The sequence below is a fragment of the Myxacorys sp. genome (genome assembly GCF_059501405.1).
The window spans coordinates 39,179-54,818 of the sequence record NZ_JCACCM010000042.1 but is presented as its reverse complement, the minus strand read 5'-3'; the positions used below and the strand labels follow the sequence as shown (position 1 = coordinate 54,818).

Sequence of the window (15,640 nt, the reverse complement as noted above, 5' to 3'; positions counted from 1 at the left end):
ATTCGAGTTCGGGCTGTCGGTTTAGCTACCTTTCCCCAGGTCTAGAACACAACCAAAAGAGAGATGAGCCGTGTCGTTCCGTTTCCTGAGAGATCAACGTCGATAGGGTTTTACGCGCAATCGATAAAAGCCTTGTTCAATACAAAATGTTCAATGTAAAAAAAAAGACGCTTCAATGAAGCGTCTCCGTTAACGAAACTTACGATTAATGGAACTTACGATGACTGAGCATTTTGGCGATACCACGCGATCGTATTCTTCAACCCTTCCTCAAACCCGACTTGAGCCGTGAAGCCAAACGCTTCTTTGGCTCGATTGGTGTCAAGACAACGACGCGGTTGCCCATTGGGCTGATCGGTTTGCCAAACAATTTCGCCCTTAAACTCCATCAAGTCACAAATTAAAGTGATCAGATCTCGAATCGAGATCTCATATCCCGTTCCCAAGTTGACAGGTTCAGCATCGCTGTAGTGCTGAGCTGCCATCACAATTCCTCGGGCCGCATCTTGCGAATAAAGGAATTCGCGAGTTGGGCTGCCATCTCCCCAAACCGGAAGTTGGGTTTCTCCCCATTGCTGAGCTTCATGGACTTTACGAATTAACGCTGGAATCACATGAGAGCTACGCGGATCAAAGTTGTCTTCCGGGCCGTAGAGATTGACTGGCAGCAGGTAAATGCCGTCAAATCCATACTGCTGACGGTACGCTTGGAGTTGCACCAGCAGAGCTTTTTTGGCAACGCCATACGGCGCATTGGTCTCTTCTGGATAGCCATTCCACAAATCGTCTTCCTTGAACGGCACAGGCGTGAACTTTGGATAAGCGCAAATTGTGCCGACACAGATGAACTTTTGGACGCCGGCTTGCATCGCCGAGTGAATCAGCTGGGTTCCCATCATCAAATTGTCGTAAAACAACTCGGCAGGTTTTTCCCGATTCAAACCGATGCCTCCAACGTGTGCCGCTAGGTGAACGACAACATCTTGCTGATCGACAGCACGCTGACAGTTTTCTAGCTTCGTGAGATCGAACTCTTGCGATCGCGGAACAGTGATCTTTTCAGGATCAGCCCCCTCCTGGCAAAGCTGACTCACCACTTGGCGACCCAAAAAGCCTGCTCCACCAGTCACAAGAATACGTTTGTTGCCCAAATCTAACGATGTGGAGGTCATGGTTTGAATTTGCTTACTGATTACATAAAGGAACAGTTTAGAAAGAGATGCCCGCTAGACTCTGTCGAACGGTAGCATAGTCAGTGCTATGGTTGCCGTTGGCGCTCGGTAAAGTCTCTAGTCCTAACGCTCTAAGGTCTGCATCGACCATCAGATGCACTAGCTCTTCAAATGTAACCGATGGCTCCCAGCCCAATTTTTGCTTTGCTTTCGCCGGATCGCCAATCAGCAAATCCACTTCTGTGGGACGCAAATAACGCTCATCAAACTCAACATAGTCTTGCCAGTCGAGGTTGACCCGTCCAAACGCAAGAGTGAGAAACTCCTGTACAGAGTGCGTTTCGCCGGTTGCTACTACGTAGTCATCCGCTTGATCTTGCTGCAACATCAGCCACATCGCTCGAACATAGTCTTTCGCGTAGCCCCAGTCCCGCTTAGCATCCAAGTTGCCCATGTACAGCTTCTTCTGACGCCCAGCGACAATTTGAGCCACTGCACGGGTGATTTTGCGCGTAACAAAGGTTTCACCGCGTCTGGGGGATTCATGGTTAAACAGAATGCCATTACTGGCAAACAAATTGTACGATTCCCGATAATTCACGGTTTGCCAGTGAGCAAACATCTTCGCGCAAGCATAAGGACTGCGAGGATAGAATGGTGTGGTTTCCGTTTGCGGAACTTCCATCACTTTTCCATACATTTCAGAAGAGCCAGCTTGGTAATAGCGCACTTCGTTACCCGTGCGGTGCTGATAGTCACGGATTGCTTCTAATAGGCGCAATGCACCCATGCCGACAGCATCTGCCGTGTATTCTGGTGCATCGAAACTAACGCGAACGTGAGACTGAGCCCCTAAGTTATAGAGTTCGGCCGGTTGGACTTCTTCTAAAATACGCCCTAGCGTCGTTCCATCGGTGAGATCGCCGTAGTGAAGAAACAGCTTAGCTCCTTCAATGTGAGGATCTTGGTAAATGTGATCGATCCGATCTGTATTAAATGTCGAAGTTCTGCGAATGATGCCATGAACTTCATAGCCTTTTTCGAGCAGTAACTCGCTCAAGTAAGAGCCATCTTGACCCGTGATACCTGTTAACAGTGCGCGTTTACGCTGCGTCATGCTTTAATTTTCCTCACCTGCAACTACACAAAAAGTCCGATCGCTAGCAGTAGAGCGATAACAAACCATATTTTCGCTTTATGTTACGCTAATCTACCTTGAAAGTTCTGTACCTAGTAATCCCACGGGTAGATAGGCAATTAACATCAAGTCAGCGTGATCTACTTATAACCTTGTGTAAAGACGCTTTAGCCACTTTAACTAAATCTACAGACTGCTAAGTGGCTACTCTACGATCAATTTTCTGAAAATGGCTGTTAAAGCAGATCGCACCACACTGAACTCTGAATAACTTGTATACGACTAATAGTTTCATCTCTTTCTATGGTGATCCGGATTACTTGAAGAATTTAAAGCGCGAAAGGGCTTCTGATTGCTTATCAGAAGCCCTGCAGGTTACGAAGCGTAATTTTACAGACTGTAATCCTAGTATTGAATTCGATCTTCAAAGATCCACGAATTAGAGCTGCGAATTTCAATACGCGCCGTTATCTTTTGGAAAAACGACAACACCAATTGTCTTGATGATGATCCACAAATCTAACCAAAAGGTTCTGAAGTTGGCGTAGTACAAGTCAATTCTGACGCGCTGCGGGTAGGGAATGTCATTTCGACCCGAGACTTGCCACAATCCAGTAATACCGGGGCGAATCGTCAAAATAGCATCGATATGAGTTCCGTATTTCGGCAATTCCTCAACGACCAATGGTCGAGGACCAACAACGCTCATATCACCCATCAGCACGTTCCAGAACTGAGGAAACTCATCTAAGCTCGTAATTCTTAATAAATGACCAATCCAAGTAATTCGGGGGTCATATTTTAGCTTGAAGTTGGCTTCAAATTCTTGGCGCAGATGAGGCGAGGTTCGCAGCATATCCAGCAGCATTTCATCTGCATTCGGAACCATCGTCCTAAATTTGATGCACCCAAACCGCTTGTAGTTCTTTCCAACTCGTTCTTGAACGTAAAAAATAGAGCCTGATGAACTCAGGACAATAAGCAATGCGATTAGCAGGTAAACCGGGGAAAACAGAACTAATACTGTTAATGAAAACAAAATGTCAAACAAGCGTTTGAGAACCTGACTGTCTAGAGCTTCTAGAATCAACGGTCTCACGCTGCGTCTGACAAATGCCCGAATCACCTTGCCAGAAATGAGTTGGCTTTCGGCAGTCATCTTACTCCTTACACTTCCACACCACACACACAGTCCTGATCATAAAGCCATAGACTGATTACAGACACATTTGCTCCCAATTTGATGGGCAATTTTGCGCAATAAAACCAAAATTTTCAAGAATCGTTAGAAAATTCTGAGCTACTTTGTGGTTTCAGCGACGCTAGGTGTAGTTTCAGCTACGCCAGATTCGATTGGAATTCCTGATAGGCTTGGTCTAAAAAGGTCAGATAGCGCTGTTTGAAGATCGTTGGGTGAAAGGTTTGAGCGTGCGATCGCGCCTCTTCTGCAACTATTTTCTGCTGACAGTCCTCGAAAGTCTTGACGGCTTCAATAATGGACTGTTCCGTTTGTTCTGAAAATAAAATTCCGGTGCCGTTCTCACCGTGTTGACGAATATCTTTGACCGTCTCAAGTGTGCCGCCCGCTGCATACGCAATCACAGGCGTTCCGCAGGCTTGGGCTTCGACAGGGGCGATGCCAAAATCTTCGTAGGCGGCATAGACGAAGGCTTTAGCCTGAGATAAGTAGCGATCGACAACGGCATCGGGTTGCCAGCCTAAAACTTGAATATTGGATTTTGCAATGCTTTGAATGTGCTTCAATTCAGCGCCACTTCCAATGACTACTAAGGGACGACCGAGTTGATTGAATGCTTGAACAATTAACGATATTTTCTTATAGCTAACAAGGCGAGAAACGGTAACATAAAAGTCTTGTTTCTGGGCTTGAAAGGGGAAGCGATCGACCGCGACGGGAGGATAAATCACTTCGGCTGGACGCCTGTAACATCGCCAAATTCGACGGGCTGTATTTTTAGAGTTGGCAATAAAGTAATCGACTCGATGGGCAGATAGCGCATCCCACTGACGCAACCGATGTAGCAAATAGCGAGTAAATACTCCCGGAATGCCCTGTCCAGCGCGACTGCTACGCAGATACTCAAAGGTCATGTCCCAGGCGTAGCGCATCGGCGCGTGACAATAGCAGACGTGCAGTTGGTTGGGCGAAGTTAAGACGCCTTTAGCGACGGCGTGGGAGGACGAGAGAATAATGTCGTACTGGCGCAAATCGAGTTGTTCGATCGCAAGGGGCAGGAAGGGTAAATATTTTTGGACTCCGTTTTTGGCGAAGGGAAACTGCTGTAAGAAGGTTGTGCCGATGTTGCGCCCGTAGAGATAGCTTTCGGGATTGCTGGACTCGAAATCGATTAAGGCGTAAAGATCAGCATCAATATGCTTGAGAATTTCTTGGACAACGAGTTCTGATCCGCCTGTTGCTTTTGGGGTGAGCCATTCGTGGACGAGCGCGTAATTTGTCACGTTGGAAGTACAGCTTGTTAAGGAATCAATTCACACATTATCTATTGGATAGACCTTAAGTTCCGTAGAGCATTGAAATACACCTGTATCAACAGCATATATTTGCTTTGGGAGCCAGCCGTTTTGTGAGAAATAATGCAATTGCGCTGTGGACGATATTAGGGGGATTTTTAGCCGCGATCGCGAGCATTGGACTCTGCGTGTTCACCGAGGGCGCGTTTCTAAATTATCGCGAAGCGAGCATTAGTGGGTGGCTTGGTGTCTACGTAATCATCGCGTTTGCGCTATTTCTTCTGGGTGCTTATACAGCGGCTTTGAGAATTCAGCAAACGTCAAGACGAGAGTTAGAAATTGAGCCGTCCTTTTTAGTCCTGGGTTGCCTGACTGGTTGGCTGGTGGGTAGTTTAATTGGATGGATTTATCCAGTTTCTCCAGCAAAATCGTTCGCTTTCTATTGGGAAAACTTAGTCGATTTACTACTGCTTAACTTTCCTCTTTCGGTTCTGCTCTCTTTGGTAGGACTTCGGATTGCCTGTCAATTTAGGCTGATTCAATCCAACTCTGATACAGTCGTTCTTGTGCTGAGAGCACTGGTTCTCGCCGCGATCGCGCTTGCGGTCGTTGCGATCGCTAACAATGGGTTTCCTGGCGAAACTGCTCCTGCTGAAGTCCGACAACAATGGGCGAGCCAAGAATTCAGCTATTACGAGCAACAAGTTGTAGATCCAATTAAAACCTGCAAACCGATTATCGAGCGAGTCGGAGCCGTGAAGTTTGTCGCCCCAACTAAAGGTAAAAATTATGTGTGGTCTGAGCCGGGTAGTCCGAGTCATAGTGGGGAATTGACCCTAGAAGTAGTCGGTGAGAAAGGCAGCGGTGTAGGTAACTCTACGTTTCATATGGGCACTTCAATCGGGTATGTCCAATTTATTCATCAAGGCAAAAGCGAACAACTGAAATGTTCTTGATCAAGCAATAGACTTGCTTTGAATATGAATCGCCCTCACCCCCAACCCTTTTCCCGTGAGAAAAGGGAGCTAGAGGTCTTTATCTTGTTCCCTCTCCTGCGGGAGAGGGCTAGGGTGAGGGCAAATTCAGCGGTTTATCCCTAGATTTAGCAGTGCTGAAGATTTAATATCGTTGCTCAATGTCTAAGCTTTATCAGCCAACCTCAAACCTTCGTCGTTGATGCTCAAACGTTCAGCGTTGATGCTCAAACGTTCAGCGTTGATGCTCAAACATTCACCAGCCCACCTCAGACATTCATGCGTGAATGTTTCAGTTACCTCAGCCCATCTCAGACATTCGGCGTTGATGCTCAAACATTCGCCAGCCCACCTCAGACATTCATGCGTGAATGTTTAAGCTACCTCAGCCCACCTCAAACATTCAGCGTTGATACTCAAACATTCACCAGCCCGCCTCAAACATTCATGCGCGATGTTTCAACATTCAACACTGAACCTTAGATATTCGGCGTTGATGCTCAAACATTCATCCGCCCACTTCAGATCATCGAAGACGAAGAGCAAATCGTTGCTGCTAAAACCTTCAACACAGTTCCTCCCTCTCTTCACAGCACGCTCAATGCAGGTCTAGAGCTTAATCCAAGAGGCGGTTAATTTCGTGAATCCAAAGACGAGCAGAAACAGACAGAACTGAACGAGAACGATACTAGGACCAGACGGAAAATTGAGCGATCCAGAGACGATCATGCCAATCACACTGCTAAAAGCTCCGATCGCAACCGACCCGATTAGATAAGGCTTAAATTGATGGCTCAGGAGTTTCGCCGTTGATGCTGGAATCACTAAAAAGGCGTTGACCAGCAGAATTCCAACCGCTTTAATCGCAACCGCAACGGTGAGAGACAGCAAGACCACGAATAGATAGCGGTGAAACTGCACCGAAACGCCCTGCACCTTAGCAACCGCTTGATTCAAGGTCAAGAGAATCTGTTGTCGCAAGGTGGCGAGCAGAATCGAGACACTCAGAATTAATAGTAGAAATGTCAGTCCAATGTCGGTCAAGTTGACCGCAAGAATGTCCCCAAACAGAACGCCCATGAGGTTGCCGCGATAACCTTTGATAAAGCTCGCGAGAATCACCCCGATCGCCAGCGCTCCCGACAAGACAATATTGAGAATGCTATCGCTCCATAAATCCGTCTGGTCAATGAGATAGAGAACGGCAACGCCAAACAATAACGTGAACGGTAATAACGTCCAAGTCGGCTCAACCTGAAGCAAAACGCCCATCGCAATTCCAACTAAAGCGGCGTGCCCAACAGCATGACTGAAGAACGACAACTGCCGCAGCGCCACGAAACTGCCTAAAAAACCGCAAAGCAACCCCATGAGAACGCCTGCCGCGATCGCACGCTGCATAAACGGGTAGTGCAGAAGAGTTAGAAAATCTTGCATCTCGCAGAGCGACTCAGTGGTGGTGGTGATATCGACTAAAAGCGGGGCCGTAGGTTTGCAGAAGATTTTGGGGAGATAATGCCGCTTCAGGCTGACCAGAGCAAACTAGCGATCGATTCAAACACAATACCTGATCGCAATGCCGCCCGACCATCTCCAAATCATGAGACACCTGAAGCACCGTCCAGCTCTCCTCGCGGCGGAGTTCGTCGAGCAAGGTATAAAAATCGGCTTCTCCTTGCACATCAACTTCGGCAAAGGCTTCATCTAAGATCAACAACCTTCGAGGCACAACCAGACAGTAGGCCAGCAGAACCCGCTTCAGTTCACCCCCGCTCAACGTTCCGATCGCTTGATGGCGTAAGTGAGCCGCATTCACCCGTTGGAGTGCTTGCGTAATGGCCGCATTCCGACTCATGCCCCGCTCAGTTTTGACCCAGCCCAACTGAACTAACTCCGTCACAGAAATTGGAAAACCGCGATCGAAGATAAAGTTCTGCGGCATGTAACCAATGTCATGGCGCAGCGTTCCCAACTTGCGAATCGGACGCCCAAAAATTTGCACAGAGCCAGTCGTGCGAGGAATCAGATCCAAAATGGCCTGCACCAAAGTGCTTTTACCAGAGCCGTTCGGGCCGACGATCGCACTGGAGGTTCCGGGCATCAGTTCAAAGGAGACATTTTCGACCGCAGCATACCGTCCTCGATGCACGGTCAATCCGTCAATTTTGATAACGGGGATAGAGGCGTCAAATTGGGGGGGGATATCCGGGGTCATTGCTGAATGAGTGATCACTGAAAGGCAGCTTTTAGAGATTGTAGGTTTGCGTTCATTGCTGTGAAATAATACTGCGGATCGGTTTGTCCGGCTTCAAGAGAATCGAGGGGACGCAGCGTTAGATTCAAGTCTTGAGAGAGACTGCTTAACAGCTTGTTGTCAACGCCCGGTTCACTCAGCAATGCCTTCGCCTTGAACTGCTTCACCGAATTGACGGTACGTTTTACATTTTCTGGAGAAAGCTGATCTTCAGGAATCTCGACCACAGCAACTTGCTTGAGGTCATAGCGTTTAGCAAGATACGGAAAGGCATCGTGGAACGTGATGAAGGTGCGATCGCGGTAAGCGTTCAATTCTTTCTCGTAAGTCTGATTCAGCGTATCAAGCTGCTGAAGATAAGCCGTAGCATTCGCTTGATAGATCGCTTTGTTCGCCGGATCAGCCGCAACTAGCCCATCTCGAATGTTCTCAACCTGCTTTTTCGCTAGAACGGGATCAAGCCAGACATGGGGATTTCCCGCTTCGTGTTCGTGATTTTCCTTGCCCTCTTTCGAGTGAACGACTTCGGAGATTTCATCGATAGCATTGATGCCAGTCGAAGCATCAATCACTTTCAGATTCGGATTTTCAGCACTTTTAATCGTGCCCTCTAAAAATTCCTCAATACCCAACCCATTCTTGACAATCAAATCCGTTTGAGCCAGCGCTCTCACGTCATCCGGCGTCGATTGATATTCGTGAACTTCCGTCCCCGGTTTGACCAAAATATCGACCTGTGCCGCATCGCCTGCTACCGCTTTGGTGAAGAGATACACGGGCAAGAACGTAGCTGTTACTCGCAGCTTTTGGTTTTGTTGAGCGGGGCGGGCAGACTGAGGTGCAGTTCCGCTGGCTTGAGGAGGAGCAGGCTGACTACACCCGACAACGGTGCCCATCAGCAACGCCGCGCCTAGCGCCAAAGGTGCAAGCTCCGAAGGACATAGCACCTTGTGCAACTCCAAAGGAATCGCCATCCGCTGAAAGCGCTCCTCTAGCCTCCCTGCAAACTGTTCTGAATTAGGCTCCGTCACGCTCTGGCGGGAACCATGAAGCCATCTGCGGATGATTCTTTCCATAACGCTGAACCAAACAAAATGAGAATGGTTATAATTCTATGATGAGAATGAGTTTTATTCTATCGAATATGCTCACAGCGAGCGCCGATCTTTTAGGAGAAGATTCAATCTCTAAGTCTGCCTTGTATCGAAGGCGATCTAGCGCAATTAAAAGCCGTCATTGTTCGATTGAATACAGTCATTCAGGCTATTTATTGATAAAAATAAAAAAGCCACCCAATTTCAGGTGGCTTCAGAATCAACCTATTGTCGTTTTACATTGGAGAAAACCTTGCTGCTCGTTCCCACACTTGCAGAGGTTCCATTATGATTAATCCCTCTTGGTAAAACATTGTAACAACAAACACAAATTTTCTGTTATGAAAATTCATCCTTTTTGCTATATGTCTTTCTAATGGCAGAAGCGAAATTTGACAAGATTGACTAATTATTATTTTCGGGACTGATAGAAAATTCTCCTGGTTTGCCCCAAATAATCCGTTCCTGCTTGTAAATTACGGTTCCTGGCTTCGCGCCTTTTGGTTTGTAAACGTTTTTAGGTTCGGTATAGGTGACCGGAACCTGCTCACTTTGACGGGCACGGCTGTGATAGGCGGCAGCGTTAGCAGCAAACTGGAGATCTTTTTCGTCTGCGATCGCGCCTGGTTCTAGTCTCAGTAAGACGTGGCTTCCTGGAATCTCTTGCGTGTGAAACCATAGGTCATATTCATTAGCAGTACGAAAGGTCAGTAGATCATTTTGGCGGTTGTTTCGACCAACGAGTAGCTCAAATCCGTTTGGCGAGGTGAATTTATAGGGCTGACTGGCTTCGTCGTCTTTGGTTGGAGGCTTTTGATACTCCGAGCCTTCAAGGTAGCGTTGTTGCACTAATTCATCGCGGATTTCTTCGAGCGCGTCTAGATCTTCTGGAGTTTGGTAATTGTCGAATTGAGCCAGCGCCGCTTCAACTTGTTCAAGATAATTAATTTCGCTTTGCACCTCTGCTAACAAAGGCTCGATCGCCGCGCGGGTGCGCTTCAGCTTTTGATGTTTTTTATAAAGGGATTGAGCGTTGACAACCGCGTTTTTTTCGGGGTCAAGCGAAATCGTCACAGGCTGACCTGTTGAAAAATCGGCAAGCGCGATCGCCTTCATCCCTGGTTCCCACGCTTGTAGGTTTGCCATCAATAAATCGGCTTGTTCTCGCGAACGATCGGCTTGATCTGACTGATCCAACCGACCGCTGAAGGTATCTGCTTTCTGGTAAAGCTTGCCCAAAACACTGTTTAGTTTTTGAGCGATTTGATGGTGTAACTGTTTAAAGTCTTGTTCATTCAGCTGATCACGGTAATAAACCTGAATCACTTCCTGCACACTGCTAGCAGGTTTTGTCATGCTCCAACCCATGACCGTGTAACCCGAATCCGTCCATCCGGGTTGAAATTGCCTATTCTCCAACGTTTTTAGCCAAGTTTGCCAACGCTCAAACAGCCGTTGCCAGTCGCTTTCTGAAAGATTTTTGCTAGATTGATTTGGATCAAGCCCTGCGGCTTGCACCATCGATCGCACCAGTGCAGAACTTAATCCTCGATAGTTTTTAATCAGATCGAGTCGAAGTTCTCCAGGAACAAGACTAATCCTCTCTCTCCAACGGTCTTGAGATTCTTCTAACGTTGGTGTTGCATCCGTTAGCGAAGGCGGCAATTCGTAAGGCTGACCCGTTTGAATTGGGCGAACGCTGGATTGGTTGGAACTCACTTGGTGAGCCGCCGTCACAATTTGATTCTCTTTGTTTGCCAAAATTGCATTGCTATATCTGCCCATGACTTCTACATAGAGATGCCAAAGCACGGGATCACCCGGACGACGGGCGAATTGCAGATCCAACGCCCGTTCCCAAGGAGCGACAGGCTCAATGGCAACAAGGGCTAGATTGCCAACCTGATGGCGGACTTGCTGGCTAAACGTGAAGGTATCGGGACTACGAGGCGGCGGATCACCCATGTGCAACCGTGCGGCTTGAGGATGCCAAGAAATCGTCAGCCAACCACGCTTTTGAATCGTACGGAGGGCAAGACAAAGGGTAAAGCGATCGCGCTGATACACCTGTTCGAGCCGTGCTGGCAGCCAAGCCGTTCGGAGTTCCCAACAGACTGCATTTAAAGTGGTGAAATCTACTGGCTGCAAAGCGATGCGCTCCCTGTTCTCAATGTCTTATCTTCAGCGATTGGACGGTGTGAGACCTAATTTTTCAGATAGGATGAAAAACAATTCCTCTCGCCAGTCCTGCTTAAACGAGCAGGGAACGTATGACGGATATCAAACTCATTAACATCGGGTTCGGAAATATCATTTCTGCAAACCGAGTGATTGCGATCGTTAGTCCCGAATCAGCCCCCATCAAGCGTATCATCACCGACGCGCGAGAAGCAGAAAAGCTAATCGACGCTACCTACGGACGTCGCACCCGTGCCGTAATTGTGATGGATTCTGGTCATATCGTATTATCCGCTATCCAACCAGAGACCGTTGCCAACCGCTTCCTTTTCAACAAAGATGGAACTGGAGACGAATAATTCAAATTCTCCTCATCCCTCATCCCTCTTTAAGAAGCCTTGCTTCAGGCATCGCTCCTACAAGCTATACTCACATAATCAGCATCGGAACACTAGCGCAAACCATCGAATAGACACATGAGCAAGGGTAGACTGATTGTTTTGACAGGACCTAGCGGAGTTGGGAAGGGAACCTTGCTAAGCTCTTTGCTTCATCGCCATCCAGAGCTTTCTCTCTCAACCTCAATGACTACCCGTAAGCCTCGCCCTACGGAGATTGATGGTAAAAACTATTACTTTGTCAACCGCCCAGAGTTCGAGCGTAAAGTAGCACAAGGTGAACTTTTAGAGTGGGCAGAGTTTGCTGAAAATCTGTACGGGACGCCTCGTAAACCGGTTGAGGCGATGATTCAAAGCGGAAAATGGGTGATTCTAGAAATTGAGTTAGAAGGGGCGCGTCAGATTCGTAAATCGTTTCCAAGTGCGCTCCGCATCTTCATCGCACCGCCCTCAATGGATGAGCTAGAAAGTCGAATTCGAGGACGCGCACAAGATTCTGAAGATGCGATCGCTCGTCGCCTGCTTCGCGCACGATCAGAAGTGAACGCCGCGAAAGAATTTGATATTCAAATTGTCAACGACGATTTTGAGAAAGCCCTGAGCCAAATTGAAAAGGCGTTGTTTGAAACAGTTCCAGCAATGTGTTGATCGAATCTGTTCATCAGCTGCTCAAATCTGTTCATCAACCATGTTGCTTGATGGTGGCGTTTCTTACGCTAAATCTCTAGCCTGCATTTTAAGCTGATAGCCATTAAGGGGAAGACTTGGTCTTTCCCTTAATGGCTATCGGACTCAATTTAAAGCGGTTAGGGAAGATTCTCTACAGTCCAGAGAAGAGACTCTTCAGTAGCGCAATGTTATTGAGGACGAAAAAGGCAATGACTGCACCACCAATCCCGCCAATTAAAAATCCCGATCCATAATCGTTCCAGCCATCAGCACTTCTAAACGAGTCAGGAGGATTTGGAGTTGTGAGTGTCGAAGTTGGCTGAGGCGGATTGCTGTAAGCGTAGGCAGAAATTGCGATCGTTGAGATGATGATCAAACCGATCGTTGAGATTAGACCCGCAACGTTAGCGACATCTGTATCCCGCAGCGGCCCCAACTTGGCGAACGGCCCAATTAACCAGTAGCCATGTGCCATTCCAACTTCGAGACCTCGGCGTGAGGGAGAAAGCCCTCTACGATAGGCAGGCAGACCATTAATGTAACTTTTTACCAAAGGCGACGAATTGATTGGCGTGGCGAGATTGCCGTTAGTCACGTCGAAGGCAGGAAAGACAACCTCGTTATTACGAGGATCGTCTGGGCGCTGGGTATCTTCAGGATGCTTAAGGATTTGCATAAGGAATATTGCCCTTTGTTGTGTCGGATATGCTGAAGCAATTTTAAGAGTCGCCTCTTAATGCAACATCATTCTACAGATACAAGATTTTGCTTTCTCGCAAGTTTTTCTTTTGTAAACTCTTCTGCTCAATTTGTAAACTCTTCTGCCTAAGAGGTCGCCGAAAAGTCATACTGATTACAGTCTTTGAAGATTCAATTGCATATTATTTAACAAGTTCAGAAAAGTCTTATAAACATTTAAGATTTCTCACATTTGCGGGTTGGTTTCAGAAATAGCTCGTATCGTGTGGGAAGACAAATCTAGATTACTTTTATCCTTTCCGCTAGGACTGCTTATGCCTTATAGCCTCACTTCTAGCTACGTGCGATCGCTCCTTTTGACCCTGATTGTCAGCTTTTTGGCTCCGGTATTATTGCTTGGCAGCACGCTCGCGTTCATCCTGATGCTGGGCTTTTGTCCGCTGTTCAGTGGCACTAGCCAAACGCTTTCTGCCCTTTTTCTCTCCTTCCTTGCCACTTTTGGGACAGGCAATGCGTGGGAAGGCATTCTAGTCATCGGTTGTGCATGCGCGGTGGTTGGTGGATTGTTCGACACCTACACCTTCTACCGAAACGATAGTTTGAAAAGACTCTAAACCTTAGACACCATACAGGTTGAAAAGACAAAAAATCTCAAACAATAAATCTCAAAAAATTGCAAGGTTAAGAAAACTATAGTCTTAACATTGCGTTACGAACAATTAGTCAATTTAAACGGAAACAACACGATCTTTCAAAAAGTCCCTATTCTAGAAAACGTGCCAATTTTAGGTTGCGGCTATGGATGAGTTTTCTAGAAAGGTGTTCTGTTTCTGGCGATCCTTAGGGGTGCAGAACAAATTGCATTTGCAGCGTGTAAGTCGCAGCGCGATTCGTTTTGCGAAGCTCCAGGCGGTTCCTTCGGAGTTGCGCTCTGCGCTAATCGTCAGCATCTTAATTTTAGTTCTGAGTTGGGGCAGCTTTTCCGCTCCTGCATTAGCTCAACGGCAGCCTTCAACGCCGATAAAGCCGACCCAACCCACGACGAACCCAACTCAGCCTGCAAAGTCAATTCAGCCGTACCTCGATCGCGTTGTAAAAGAGGTCACAGAATTCAAACTAGATAACGGCATGAACTTTATCGTGCTAGAACGACACCAAGCTCCAGTGGTGTCGTTTTTAACGTATGCAGATGTAGGCGGCGCGGATGAACCAGAGGGTCAAACGGGCGTCGCACACTATCTAGAACATCTCGCCTTCAAAGGGACAACCCGAATCGGAACCACAAACTATCGAGCCGAAGCGCCGTTGCTCGACCGGCTCGATCAACTTTCACAGCAAATTCAGACTACAACCAATAAAGCAGACGTTAGTAGACTTCAGAAGGAATTTGAGCGAGTGGAAGCAGAAGCGCTCAAACTCAGTAAACAGAACGATTTTGGACGGATTGTAGAACAGGCAGGCGGTGTCGGACTCAATGCCAATACCTCAACCGATGCAACTCGCTATTTCTACAGTTTTCCGTCTAACAAACTGGAGCTATGGATGTCGCTAGAATCAGAGCGATTTCTAGATCCGGTGTTTCGAGAGTTTTATAAAGAGAAATCGGTAATTTTGGAAGAACGTCGCCTCAGAACCGAGAATTCTCCGATCGGACAAATGATTGAAGCCTTTGTAGGCAAGGCGTTTGAAGTTCATCCCTATCGACGCCCAGTGATTGGCTCAACAAAAGATATTAGGGGGCTGACCCGACAAGACGTTCGGAAGTTTTTTGATACGTATTATGCGCCGAATCAATTAACGATGGCGATCGTAGGTGATGTGAATGCGAACGACGTGAAGCGCCTGGCTCAAACCTACTTTGGGCGCTTTAAAGCGAAACCTGCCCCACCTAAAGTGACAGCCGTAGAGCCAGCTCAAACTCAAACGAAAGAGATCAATCTAACGTTAGAGTCGCAGCCTTGGTATCTTGAAGGTTATCACCGGCCAGCATTGAATCATCCCGATAATGCGATTTATGAGGCGATCGCAAGCATTCTCAGTGACGGACGCACCTCAAGGCTGTATCGATCGCTCGTAGAAGACAAGAAGATTTCTCTAGCGGCACAAGGAATTAACGGCTTTCCAGGAAACAAGTTTCCTAATCTAATGTTGTTCTATGCGCTGACGGCTCCGGGACGATCGCTTGATGATCTAGCTCAAGCGTTGAGAACAGAAATCGAGCGGATGAAAACAGAGCCAGTCTCGACACTAGAACTCGATCGCGTCAAAACTCAGGCACGCGCGGGACTGTTGCGATCGCTCGATTCCAATGAGGGAATGGCGCAACTGCTGGTTGAATATGACGTGAAAACTGGGGATTGGCGGAATTTGTTTAAGCAATTGGATGCGATCGCGGCCATTACACCCGCAGATATTCAACGGGTTGCTAAGGCAACGTTTACGCCAGAAAATCGCACGATTGGGCGAATTCTGCCGAAGTCATAATGCCTGAAATTGGTTGAAATGACCGCCTTGGCAATTTAATACCGCGCTCTAGAGCCTTTCTATTCACTCAACCCCTTATCCTCAGCG

The 15,640-nt window shown here is 47.4% G+C and carries 14 protein-coding genes; 5 read left to right on the top strand and 9 right to left on the bottom strand.

Annotation, left to right across the window (positions count from 1 at the left end; all coding sequences use genetic code 11):
• Positions 1 to 215 precede the first annotated feature (215 nt).
• The 4 genes from AC5I6P_RS04060 to AC5I6P_RS04045 form a co-directional block, all read right to left on the bottom strand.
• Positions 216 to 1,172 (bottom strand): GDP-L-fucose synthase family protein, encoded by a 957-nt coding sequence (locus AC5I6P_RS04060; protein ID WP_495692480.1) that lies wholly within the window; start codon positions 1,170 to 1,172, stop codon positions 216 to 218.
• 37 nt (positions 1,173 to 1,209) lie between these two features.
• On the bottom strand, positions 1,210 to 2,289 hold the full coding sequence (gene gmd, locus AC5I6P_RS04055; RefSeq protein WP_495692479.1) for a GDP-mannose 4,6-dehydratase: 1,080 nt from the start codon (positions 2,287 to 2,289) through the stop codon (positions 1,210 to 1,212).
• 475 nt (positions 2,290 to 2,764) lie between these two features.
• Positions 2,765 to 3,469, bottom strand: coding sequence for an undecaprenyl-phosphate galactose phosphotransferase family protein (locus AC5I6P_RS04050; RefSeq protein ID WP_495692478.1), 705 nt, complete (start codon positions 3,467 to 3,469; stop codon positions 2,765 to 2,767).
• A 179-nt stretch (positions 3,470 to 3,648) separates the two neighbouring features.
• Positions 3,649 to 4,791: a glycosyltransferase gene (locus tag AC5I6P_RS04045; protein WP_495692477.1), complete on the bottom strand. Its 1,143-nt coding sequence runs from the start codon at positions 4,789 to 4,791 to the stop codon at positions 3,649 to 3,651.
• 125 nt (positions 4,792 to 4,916) lie between these two features.
• On the opposite strand from AC5I6P_RS04045, the gene AC5I6P_RS04040 reads away from it, so the two are divergent.
• The gene (locus tag AC5I6P_RS04040; RefSeq protein WP_495692476.1) at positions 4,917 to 5,759 is read left to right on the top strand and encodes a hypothetical protein; all 843 of its coding nucleotides are present in this window, start codon (positions 4,917 to 4,919) and stop codon (positions 5,757 to 5,759) included.
• Between the two features lie 627 nt (positions 5,760 to 6,386).
• On the opposite strand, the gene AC5I6P_RS04035 is transcribed toward AC5I6P_RS04040, so the two are convergent.
• The 4 genes from AC5I6P_RS04035 to AC5I6P_RS04020 form a co-directional block, all read right to left on the bottom strand.
• On the bottom strand, positions 6,387 to 7,214 hold the full coding sequence (locus AC5I6P_RS04035; protein WP_495692475.1) for a metal ABC transporter permease: 828 nt from the start codon (positions 7,212 to 7,214) through the stop codon (positions 6,387 to 6,389).
• Positions 7,215 to 7,227: 13 nt separating this feature from the next.
• Complete coding sequence (locus tag AC5I6P_RS04030) at positions 7,228 to 7,992, bottom strand: metal ABC transporter ATP-binding protein (protein WP_495692474.1); 765 nt, start codon at positions 7,990 to 7,992, stop codon at positions 7,228 to 7,230.
• A 14-nt stretch (positions 7,993 to 8,006) separates the two neighbouring features.
• A complete protein-coding gene (locus tag AC5I6P_RS04025) occupies positions 8,007 to 9,107 on the bottom strand; it encodes a metal ABC transporter solute-binding protein, Zn/Mn family (protein WP_495692473.1) in 1,101 nt (366 codons plus the stop codon).
• Between the two features lie 423 nt (positions 9,108 to 9,530).
• Entirely contained in the window at positions 9,531 to 11,273 is a 1,743-nt protein-coding gene (locus tag AC5I6P_RS04020) for an Rqc2 family fibronectin-binding protein (RefSeq protein ID WP_495692472.1), read from the bottom strand.
• Positions 11,274 to 11,395: 122 nt separating this feature from the next.
• On the opposite strand from AC5I6P_RS04020, the gene remA reads away from it, so the two are divergent.
• On the top strand, positions 11,396 to 11,662 hold the full coding sequence (gene remA, locus AC5I6P_RS04015) for an extracellular matrix/biofilm regulator RemA (RefSeq protein WP_495692471.1): 267 nt from the start codon (positions 11,396 to 11,398) through the stop codon (positions 11,660 to 11,662).
• 117 nt (positions 11,663 to 11,779) lie between these two features.
• On the top strand, positions 11,780 to 12,349 hold the full coding sequence (gmk, locus tag AC5I6P_RS04010; RefSeq protein ID WP_495692470.1) for a guanylate kinase: 570 nt from the start codon (positions 11,780 to 11,782) through the stop codon (positions 12,347 to 12,349).
• 172 nt (positions 12,350 to 12,521) lie between these two features.
• On the opposite strand, the gene AC5I6P_RS04005 is transcribed toward gmk, so the two are convergent.
• On the bottom strand, positions 12,522 to 13,046 hold the full coding sequence (locus tag AC5I6P_RS04005) for a photosystem I reaction center subunit XI (RefSeq protein WP_495692469.1): 525 nt from the start codon (positions 13,044 to 13,046) through the stop codon (positions 12,522 to 12,524).
• Between the two features lie 337 nt (positions 13,047 to 13,383).
• Between AC5I6P_RS04005 and AC5I6P_RS04000 the strand changes: the two genes are divergently transcribed.
• Together AC5I6P_RS04000 and AC5I6P_RS03995 are read left to right on the top strand one after the other, a co-directional pair.
• Positions 13,384 to 13,683, top strand: coding sequence for a hypothetical protein (locus tag AC5I6P_RS04000; protein WP_495692468.1), 300 nt, complete (start codon positions 13,384 to 13,386; stop codon positions 13,681 to 13,683).
• Positions 13,684 to 13,867: 184 nt separating this feature from the next.
• Positions 13,868 to 15,553, top strand: coding sequence for a M16 family metallopeptidase (locus tag AC5I6P_RS03995; protein WP_495692467.1), 1,686 nt, complete (start codon positions 13,868 to 13,870; stop codon positions 15,551 to 15,553).
• Positions 15,554 to 15,640 lie beyond the last annotated feature (87 nt).